The following is an 8391-nucleotide window of genomic DNA, read 5'->3' on the forward strand; positions in this document are numbered from 1 at the left end:
GGTTTACGTTAACGTAAAGTGCAGCTTGTGATGCTTGCGACCAAAGTTGGTAGATAGGTGCGGGTAGTCGAGCGGCAGGTGCCCGGCAGTGGGTAGCCACCAAAAGCGCCAGACAACGCCTTCGGGTCAGGGCGATGGGGTGAACAGGGGGGCCGTGCGGTTCAGGTCGAGATCAGGATAATGGCAGTGGTTCAATGCCAGGCCAGATTCAGGGACGAGACCGGCAACGTCTGAGAAAGCGCGCCTGGCACGAGGCATGGAGCGATACGGCAAGGGTGAGCCGTCTGCCTCCAGGCACGCCCGTCCCATCAACCTTCGTCCTGCCAGTAGTCCACCGCGTCCTGGCGCATGCCGTAGTGTTCGAAGCTGCGCTCGGCCTTGTCGCCGCCCGGAGCGCTGCCGGCCAGTACACCAAACTTGCCTGAGTCGGGATACTCCATCACGTCCGGAGCGTTCATGCTGCTGATACACAGGTAGGTCAGGGGTTCGTCGGAGTCGTTGATGATCTGGTGTGCGCAGTCGGCGTCGCCGGCGGGGGCCGCGATCAGCTCCCCCTCGACGATGGGGTAGCGTTTCTCACCCAGACGCACGCTGCCCTTGCCCTTGAGCACGATGAACATCTCGTCATTGTTGTGATGGAAGTGGAAAGGCCAGGCGTGGCAGCCAGGTGCCAGGGTGACTCGGCGACAGCCGAGGTCGCGCATGCCCAGCACCGGCGTCAGGTTGATGATCTTGGCATCGACCTTGTCACCGTGCTGGTGGTCCTGGCGGGGGATCGGGCAGTGGCACAGAGAGAGGATGCGAGCTCGCATTGAGGGTCCTTGTCGGTCATGGGGACGAACGAAGCACGCCGATCGCGTGCCTTCGCCCGTCTCGCGTCAATCCTCGTATCAGCCTAGACCGAGATATATGACCCTGCTACGACCCCGGTCAGTTGACGTTGCTGCCTCGGGCGCGGCCGCCGGCTTCAGCGCAAGCCAGCGATTACTCGCTGTCGGCGTTGGGAAAGAACAGCTGCTGTCCCTTGACCTCGAAGTCGCCGATGGCCTGCTGGCCCGCCTCGGACAACAGCCAGTCGTGCCACTGGTCGGCCAGGTCGTGCTTGAGCTCCGGATGGCGCTCGGGCGACAGCTTGAGGCTGCCGTACTGGTTGAACAGCACCTCGTCTCCTTCGAACAGCAGCTCGAGATCCTGACGGTTGTCGAAGGCCACCCAGGTGGCACGATCCGACATCACGTAGGCACCCATGCCCGCCGCGGTGTTGAGGGTGGCCCCCATGCCGCTGCCCAGTTCACGGTACCAGTCGCCGCCGGGTTCGACCCCCGCCGACTCCCACAGCCGCAGCTCCGCCCGGTTGGTGCCGCTGTCGTCGCCACGGGAGGCGAAGGGCGACGCGTTGTCGGCGATCAGGTTGAGCGCCTCGGCGGCGCTGTCGGCGTCACGGATGCCTGCGGGATCCTCGGCCGGGCCGATCAGCACGAAGTCGTTGTACATGACGTCGGCGCGCTCGGTGGCGTAGCCGTCCGCCACGAAGGCTTCCTCGCCGGCGGTGTCGTGCACCAGCAGGCTGTCGGCGTCCCCGCGCCTGGCGATCTCGAAGGCCTGTCCGGTGCCCACGGCGACTACACGGACGTCGATGCCGGAGTCCTCGGTAAAGCTCGGGATGATGGCGTCGAACAGCCCCGAGTTCTGGGTCGAGGTGGTCGAAGCCAGGGTGATGAAGCGATCCTCGGCCTGGGCACTGGTGGCGCACACCGCCAGACCGGCGATCAGCAGGGCGCCGGAAAGCTGAGCGCCGGAAAGTAGAGCACTGGCAGGAGTGGAGGCTTGATATCTTGTCATGGGGGCCTTCCTTGCGTGGGTTGATCGGACTTCTGGATGGGGCAGGCCGCTCAATCGAGCAGCTCGCCGTGGACAAAGGCGTGGCCCTCGGCGGTGACCGGGGCGTCGAAGAAGGTCGCTGCAGGGCTCTGTTCGACCAGCCTGCCGTGGTGCAGCAAGATCACCTCGTCGGCCAGTCGGCGGGCCTGATGAAGGTCATGGCTGGTCATCACGATGCGTACCCCCTGGCGGTGAAAGTCGCCGATGGCGGCCTCCACGGCGCGAATGGCGGCGGGATCCAGGGCCGAGGTGGGCTCATCGAGAAACAGCACCTCGGGCGACAGCAGCCAGGCCCGGGCCAGCGCCAGGCGCTGCTGTTCGCCGCCGGACAGTACCCTGGCCGGTCGCCGGGCGAGCGCCTCCAGACCAAACCGCGCCAGCGCCTCCCTGGCCCGTTCGCGACGCTGACGCCGCGGCACCCGCTGCACCGCCAGGGCATACTCGAGGTTGGCCAGGGCCGAGCGTCTGAGCAGCACCGGGCGCTGGAACACCATGGCCTGGCGTGGCGCCGCGCCTTCCCACACCAGGCGCCCCGACGTCGGCTGCAGCAGACCATGGGCCAGGCGCATCAGCAGGCTCTTGCCGGCGCCGTTGGGCCCCATGATCAGGGTGCGGCGATGGCCCTCCAGGTTCAGCGACAGCGGCCCCAGCAGCGTCTGCCCACGGGATGCATAACTGACGCGATCGAAGTTCAGGCGTGGCGTCGTGGCCGGCACCGAAAGGGTCAGATGGGTCATCCGAGCTGCCTCCGCGTCGCTTCGCCCAGCAGATGCGCCAGTGCATTGATGACCCCCACCAGTGTCAGCAACACGATACCCAGGCCCAGCGCCAGGGGCAGGTTGCCCTTGCTGGTCTCCAGCACGATGGCCGTCGTCATCACCCGGGTGACGCCGTCGATGTTGCCGCCGACGATCATCACCGCCCCGACCTCGGCGCTGGCGCGGCCAAAGCCGGCCAGCACCACAGTGATCAGCGACAGCCTGGCGTCCCACAGCAAGGTCGGAATACGGCGCCGCCGAGAAACCCCGATGGAGGCGAGCTGTTCGGCGTACTCGCCGTGGAGCTCCTCGACCTTCTGACGGGTCAGGGCCGCCAGGATCGGCAGCACCAGGATGACCTGGGCCACGACCATGGCGGTGGGGGTAAACAGCAGCCCTAGTGAACCCAGCGGCCCTGCCCGGGACAGCAATAGATAGACGGCGAGCCCCGCCACCACCGGCGGCAGGCCCATCAGGGCATTGAGGGTGACGATAAGAGGGGCTCGGCCTGGAAAGCGAAACAGCGCCAGCGCCGCCCCCAATGGAAAGGCCACCAGGGCAGCGATGGCGACGGCGGTCAGCGAGATCTTCAGCGATAGCCCGACGATGTAGAGCAGGTCGGCGTCCAGACCGATGACGAGTTCAAGGGCAGTAAGGAAGGCAGAGTCGGTCATCGTGTCTCGGTCGATTTGGGGGCGTCGGGTGCTTGCCGTTTTCCGGTCTACCGGCATGATGTGATGATCTACTGCGACGCGCACCCCATGGCCGTAATATATGCAGCCATAGACCACTTCCTGCAAAGTGACCCTCTACACCTTTTGGAGGTAACCCGATGGTCGAACCCGTCCTGCCTCGCTACCTCACCACTGCAGAGGTGGCCGACTATCTGCGGTTGAAGCCACGCAAGGTCTACGATCTGGTCCGCCAGGGGCAGATTCCCTGCACCCGTGCCACCGGCAAACTGCTGTTTCCACGTCATGCCATCGACCTGTGGCTGATGAACCACCTGGAGGGGGATCAGTCTTCCGCGACCGAGCCGCTGGAGGTGATGGCCGGCAGTCAGGACCCGCTGCTGGACTGGGCGATGCGCGAGAGCGGCTGTGGCCTGGCGAGCCTTTGCCTGGGCAGCGGCGACGGCATCCAGCGGCTGCTGGCGGGCAAGGCCATGGTGGTGGGTGCTCATCTGCTGGACGGGGCGGGGCGCTACAATGTGCCCTCGGAGCTTGGCCTCGGTGGCATGCGTGACCTGGTGGTGGTGCACTGGGCCAGACGTACCCAGGGGCTGATGCTGGCGCAGGGCAACCCGCTTGGCCTCAAAGGCCTGGGTGACCTGGCAAGGCCGGGGCTGCGTATCGGTCGGCGCCCCGAGGGCGCCGGCGCCCACCGCTTGCTGGGTTGGCTGCTGGAGCGGCAGGGCATCGAGATGGAGCGGCTGGATATGGTGGAGCATCCGGCGACAAGCGAGGACGACCTGGCGCTTGCCGTTGCCCAGGGCAGGGCGGACGTGGGGCTTGGTGTGGAGGCCGCAGCAAGGCGCCAGGGGCTTCATTTCCTGCCCCTGCACCAGGAGTCTTTCGACCTGCTGTTGCGGCGACGCAGCTATTTCAGCGATGCCCTGCAGCGGCTGTTCGCCTTCGCCCGGGGTGAGCGTTTACGGGACCAGGCGGAAAGCCTTGGCGGCTACGAGGTGTCGCGGATCGGGACGATTCGCTTCAACGCCTGATGCGAGGTCGGTGATCCTCGGTGTTCCACCTTTCACGCGCGCAAGGGTGTCGCGGAGGGCCGGTGATCCTTGGTGTTCCGCCTTTCACGCGCGTAAGGGTGTCGCGGAGGGCCGGTGATCCTTGGTGTTCCGCCTTTCACGTGCGTAAGGGTGTCGCGGAGGGCCGGTGATCCTCTGTGTTCCGCCTTTCACGCGCGCAAGGGTGTCGCGGAGGGCCGGTGATCCTTGGTGTTCCGCCTTTCACGCGCGCAAGGGTGTCGCGTGAAAAGGCGGTCACCCTTCTTACTCTTCCCGCATCGCCCGTGCCAGCATGTCCACGATCGGTTTCGCCACATAGCTGGCGAAGCTTCTTTCGCTGGTGCGGATCATCACCTCTGCCGGCATGCCGGCCATCAGCCGCATATTCTCGGTCATGTCCTTCTCGCCGAGTTCGGTTACCTGGATGCGTACCTTGTAGTAGCGCTGGCGCGTCGCCTCGTCCTCGAAACTGTTGGCGCTGACGTGGACGACCTCACCGTCGATGACGTTGGACAGCCGCTGGTTGAAGGCGCTGAAGCGGATTTCCGCCGGTTGGCCAAGGTACAGATGGTCGACGTCGTGGTTGGCCACCTTGGCCTCGACGATAAAGCCGTCGCCCATGGGCACCAGGTCCATCAGCGGGTCGCCGCCGCGCACCACCGCGCCCAGGGTATGCACCTTGAGCCCGACCACGGTGCCCGCTACCGGGGCGGTGATCTGGGTGCGCTTCAAGGTATCGTTCAGCGCCACCAGGCGTTCTTCAGCGTCCGCCACCTCGGCCTGCACCTGGCGCAGCGCCTCGCCGACCTGCTGCTGGAACTCCTGCAGGCGAATCTGCTTGTTCAGGGTGTTCTCGCTGATCTGGGCCCTGAGCCTGGCCACCTCGGAGACGTGACGAGCGTTGTCGCTCTGGTACTCCAGGCTCTCGCGCTCCATCTCGCGCATGCGCTGGCTGCTGATCAAGCCATCACGAAACAGCTTGCGGTGGTTGGCGACATCGCCGTTGAGGGAGTCGATTCGCCGCTGGGTGATGACCTGGGTCTCCTCGAGGCCGGTGATCTGCTCCTCGAGCTGGAGGATCTGCTGGTCGAGCGCCGCCAGGGTGCCCTCCAGCGAGTCGCGGCGTACCTCGAACAGCCGCCGCTGAACCTCCAGCACCGCCTGTACCCGGGCGTTGTCCGAATCGATCAGGGCCTGGGGGAAGACCAGCGTTTCGGCGCCGGACTGTTCGGCCAGCAGGCGTACTTCGCTGGCGCGGGCGATCAGGTACTCGGTCTCGACGATACGACTCTGGGCCATCGCCTGGGTGTCATCCAGGGTGATCAGCGGTGCACCGGCCTCGACCTGACTACCATCCTCGACGTGGATCTGCTCGACGATGCCACCCTCGAGATGCTGCACCGTCTTGGTGAAGCTCTCCACCGACACCGAGCCGGGAGCCACCACCGAGACCGCCAGGCTGGCCATCACCGACCAGCTGCCGAAGCCGCCGAAGGCGACCAGCAGGATGATCAGGCCCATGCGCCGATAGCGAGTGTCCTGCAGCGGCAGGTCGTCCTGGGAAGGGGAGGGGCTGTTCATGATGAGGTCTCCTCACCGCCGCTGCGGCGGTTGACGGGGGAGCGCCCCCGGGCGCTGGGGTGCAGGGTGGTGACGCCGGGCGAGCGCCGTCCAGCGGTGGCCACGGCGGCCGCCGGCGTGTTGCGGCGGGGCGGCGTCAGCGAGGCGATCTGGCCGTCCTTGAGCACCAGGATACGATCGACGTTGCTCAGCAGGCGTTGGCGATGGGTAATCACCAGCGCGGTGGTGCCCTGCTGGCGCAGCTGGATCAGACACTCGGCCAGGGCGGCCTCACCGGCATCGTCCAGATTGGCGTCGGGTTCATCCAGCACGATCAGCGCGGGGTCGCCGTAGAGCGCTCGGGCCAGGCCGATACGCTGGCGCTGACCGGCGGACAGCGCGGTGCCGCCGTGATCCAGATAGGTGTCATAGCCTTCGGGCAGCTTCAGCACCAGTTCATGCACGCCGGCACGGCGGGCGGCACGCACGACCTGCTCGGGGTCGACCTCCTGGAAGCGGGCGATGTTCTCGGCCACGCTGCCGTCGAACAGCTCGATGTCCTGGGGCAGATAGCCGAGGTAGGGGCCCAGCGCGGTGCGATCCCACTTGTTGATATCGGCGCCATCCAGGCGCACACAGCCAAGCTGAGCCGGCCATAGCCCGAGCACCACCCGGGCAAGGCTCGACTTGCCCGAGGCGCTGGGGCCGACCACGGCCAGGTGTTCGCCCTTGGCAAGCTTGAGGTCGATGTTGGTCAGGGTCGGCAGGCGCACGCCGGGAGGCGCGGCGCTGACGCCTTCCAGGCTGAGCTGACCCCGGGGCCGGGGCAGCGGCATGGTCGGCGGATCGGCGGGCACCTCGTCGAGCAATGCCTCGAGTCGTCCCTTGGCCGTGCGTGCCCCGGAAAAGCCCTTCCAGCCGTTGATCATCTGGTCGATGGGGGCGAGGGCGCGGCCCATCAGGATCGAACCGGCGATCATCATGCCTGGGGTCAGCTCGCCCCTGAGCACCAGAAAGGCACCGATGCCGAGGATCAGCGACTGGAACATCAGCCGCAGCACCTTGGAGGTATTGGTCAGCAGGCCCGAACGATCGCTGGCCTGGGATTGCAGCACCAGGTATTCACGATGGCGCGCCGCCCAGCGGCCCTGGATCCCGGGCAGCATGCCCATGGCGTGCAGCACCTCGGCGTTGCGCAGGTTGCTGTTGGCCAGGTCCTGGGACTGCACGTGGCGACCGTTGGCCTCGGTCAGCAGTTGCTTGGTCATACGCTCGTTGATGACCGCGATGGTGGCCAGGATCACGCCGGCGCCCAGGGCAAACAGCCCAAACCACGGATGAAAGAGTGCCAGCACCCCGATGTAGACCGGTACCCAGGGCGCATCGAAGAAGGCAAACAGGCCGTTGCCGGAGAGGAACTGACGCAGGCTGGTCAGGTCGTTGAGCGGTTGGGCGGAGGGCTTGCCGGGACTCGACAGGGTGCGCTTGAACATGGCGCTGTAGAGCCGGGGACTGATCAGCGCATCGAGGCGATTGCCGACCCGGACCAGGATGCGTGAGCGCATCAGCTCGAGCCCACCCATCACCAGAAACAGGAACACCACCACCAGCGTCAGCATCCACAGGGTTTCCTGGCTGCGGGTGGTCAGCACCCGGTCATACACCTGCAGCATATAGAGTGGCGGCACCAGCATCAGCAGGTTGATGAACAGGCTGAACAGAGCCACATAGCCAAAGCTGCGCCGGCAGAAGGCCAGCACCTTGCGCAGATCGTTGTGTTCCGCAGACATCTTCCCTCTCCCCCTGGACGTCACGTCATTTTTCTTGTTTGGCGAACATTGCGCCGTTTTTCTTGAAAAGCTGCTGAGCTATTTGCCTGTAGATGGTGAATGTCGTAGGTCAATGCGGACGACGAATGACTAAAGATGTTATGCGGTTTTTTCTACCTTGCAACTACTTTGCAGGGGCTTTTGCCTAGTTATTCTTTGGATTTTATTCCCCAGTTATCTGCGGGCTGTATCTCTGATTTTTTAATAGTGGAAATCTGAATATATATCCGATGTTGGCATAATAAAAGTCTCATGTTGGAGTGTTGTTACGCTGGACTTCAAGGTGCCTTGTTTTTGGTTTTGGAGTGGTGGGTATACTGCATTTAGAGAGATTAATAATTTAATAAAACAATTAAAAACAACGATATAGATCACCGTTGATGAGGGTTTCTTTACCGTTTATTCCGCATGGTTAGCGCTGTCAAAAAAATCTTGATGTACCTCCGTCGGGTTATAGAATCAGAGAGAGCCATCTCTTTCTGGCTACCGGTTCGTTTGTTGTCTCAGCGGAAGTTGGGGATTCGTCTGGGCGGGCTGTAAAGCGGCGAGAGAGATCTTCGAAGAAAGTTGATGGGTTCTTGTTGGCAGTTGGTGGCAATCACTATCCAAAATAATCGTCAGG

7 protein-coding genes are annotated in these 8391 nt (G+C 64.2%); 1 reads left to right on the forward strand and 6 read right to left on the reverse strand.

Features of this window, described 5'->3' with window-relative positions:
- Window positions 1–308: 308 nt before the first annotated feature.
- The 4 genes from EBB56_RS11480 to EBB56_RS11495 form a co-directional block, all read right to left on the reverse strand.
- Window positions 309–812, reverse strand: coding sequence for a cupin domain-containing protein (locus tag EBB56_RS11480; RefSeq protein ID WP_045994996.1), 504 nt, complete (start codon window positions 810–812; stop codon window positions 309–311).
- A 172-nt stretch (window positions 813–984) separates the two neighbouring features.
- Complete coding sequence (locus EBB56_RS11485) at window positions 985–1842, reverse strand: substrate-binding domain-containing protein (RefSeq protein ID WP_124804410.1); 858 nt, start codon at window positions 1840–1842, stop codon at window positions 985–987.
- Between the two features lie 50 nt (window positions 1843–1892).
- On the reverse strand, window positions 1893–2618 hold the full coding sequence (locus tag EBB56_RS11490; protein WP_045994994.1) for an ATP-binding cassette domain-containing protein: 726 nt from the start codon (window positions 2616–2618) through the stop codon (window positions 1893–1895).
- Complete coding sequence (locus EBB56_RS11495; RefSeq protein WP_045994993.1) at window positions 2615–3313, reverse strand: ABC transporter permease; 699 nt, start codon at window positions 3311–3313, stop codon at window positions 2615–2617. The genes EBB56_RS11490 and EBB56_RS11495 overlap by 4 nt, the downstream gene beginning before the upstream one ends.
- A gap of 158 nt (window positions 3314–3471) precedes the next feature.
- Between EBB56_RS11495 and EBB56_RS11500 the strand changes: the two genes are divergently transcribed.
- Complete coding sequence (locus EBB56_RS11500) at window positions 3472–4362, forward strand: helix-turn-helix transcriptional regulator (RefSeq protein WP_124804411.1); 891 nt, start codon at window positions 3472–3474, stop codon at window positions 4360–4362.
- 282 nt (window positions 4363–4644) lie between these two features.
- Here EBB56_RS11500 and EBB56_RS11505 read toward each other — a convergent pair whose 3' ends face one another.
- Together EBB56_RS11505 and EBB56_RS11510 are read right to left on the reverse strand one after the other, a co-directional pair.
- Window positions 4645–5961 carry an HlyD family type I secretion periplasmic adaptor subunit gene (locus EBB56_RS11505; RefSeq protein WP_108132754.1) on the reverse strand — a complete coding sequence of 439 codons (1317 nt, stop codon included), beginning with the start codon at window positions 5959–5961 and terminating at the stop codon, window positions 4645–4647.
- Entirely contained in the window at window positions 5958–7730 is a 1773-nt protein-coding gene (locus EBB56_RS11510) for a type I secretion system permease/ATPase (protein ID WP_108132755.1), read from the reverse strand. The genes EBB56_RS11505 and EBB56_RS11510 overlap by 4 nt, the downstream gene beginning before the upstream one ends.
- Window positions 7731–8391 lie beyond the last annotated feature (661 nt).

It is taken from the genome of Halomonas sp. YLB-10, from assembly GCF_003856855.1.
Taxonomy (GTDB): Bacteria; Pseudomonadota; Gammaproteobacteria; order Pseudomonadales; family Halomonadaceae; genus Halomonas; species Halomonas litopenaei.

Excerpts from the sequence above, each read along its gene's own strand:
- EBB56_RS11480 (WP_045994996.1), bottom strand. The coding sequence starts at position 812 with ATGCGAGCTCGCATCCTCTCTCTGTGCCACTGCCCGATCCCCCGCCAG.
- EBB56_RS11485 (WP_124804410.1), bottom strand. The coding sequence starts at position 1,842 with ATGACAAGATATCAAGCCTCCACTCCTGCCAGTGCTCTACTTTCCGGC.
- EBB56_RS11490 (WP_045994994.1), bottom strand. The coding sequence starts at position 2,618 with ATGACCCATCTGACCCTTTCGGTGCCGGCCACGACGCCACGCCTGAAC.
- EBB56_RS11495 (WP_045994993.1), bottom strand. The coding sequence starts at position 3,313 with ATGACCGACTCTGCCTTCCTTACTGCCCTTGAACTCGTCATCGGTCTG.
- EBB56_RS11500 (WP_124804411.1), top strand. The coding sequence starts at position 3,472 with ATGGTCGAACCCGTCCTGCCTCGCTACCTCACCACTGCAGAGGTGGCC.
- EBB56_RS11505 (WP_108132754.1), bottom strand. The coding sequence starts at position 5,961 with ATGAACAGCCCCTCCCCTTCCCAGGACGACCTGCCGCTGCAGGACACT.
- EBB56_RS11510 (WP_108132755.1), bottom strand. The coding sequence starts at position 7,730 with ATGTCTGCGGAACACAACGATCTGCGCAAGGTGCTGGCCTTCTGCCGG.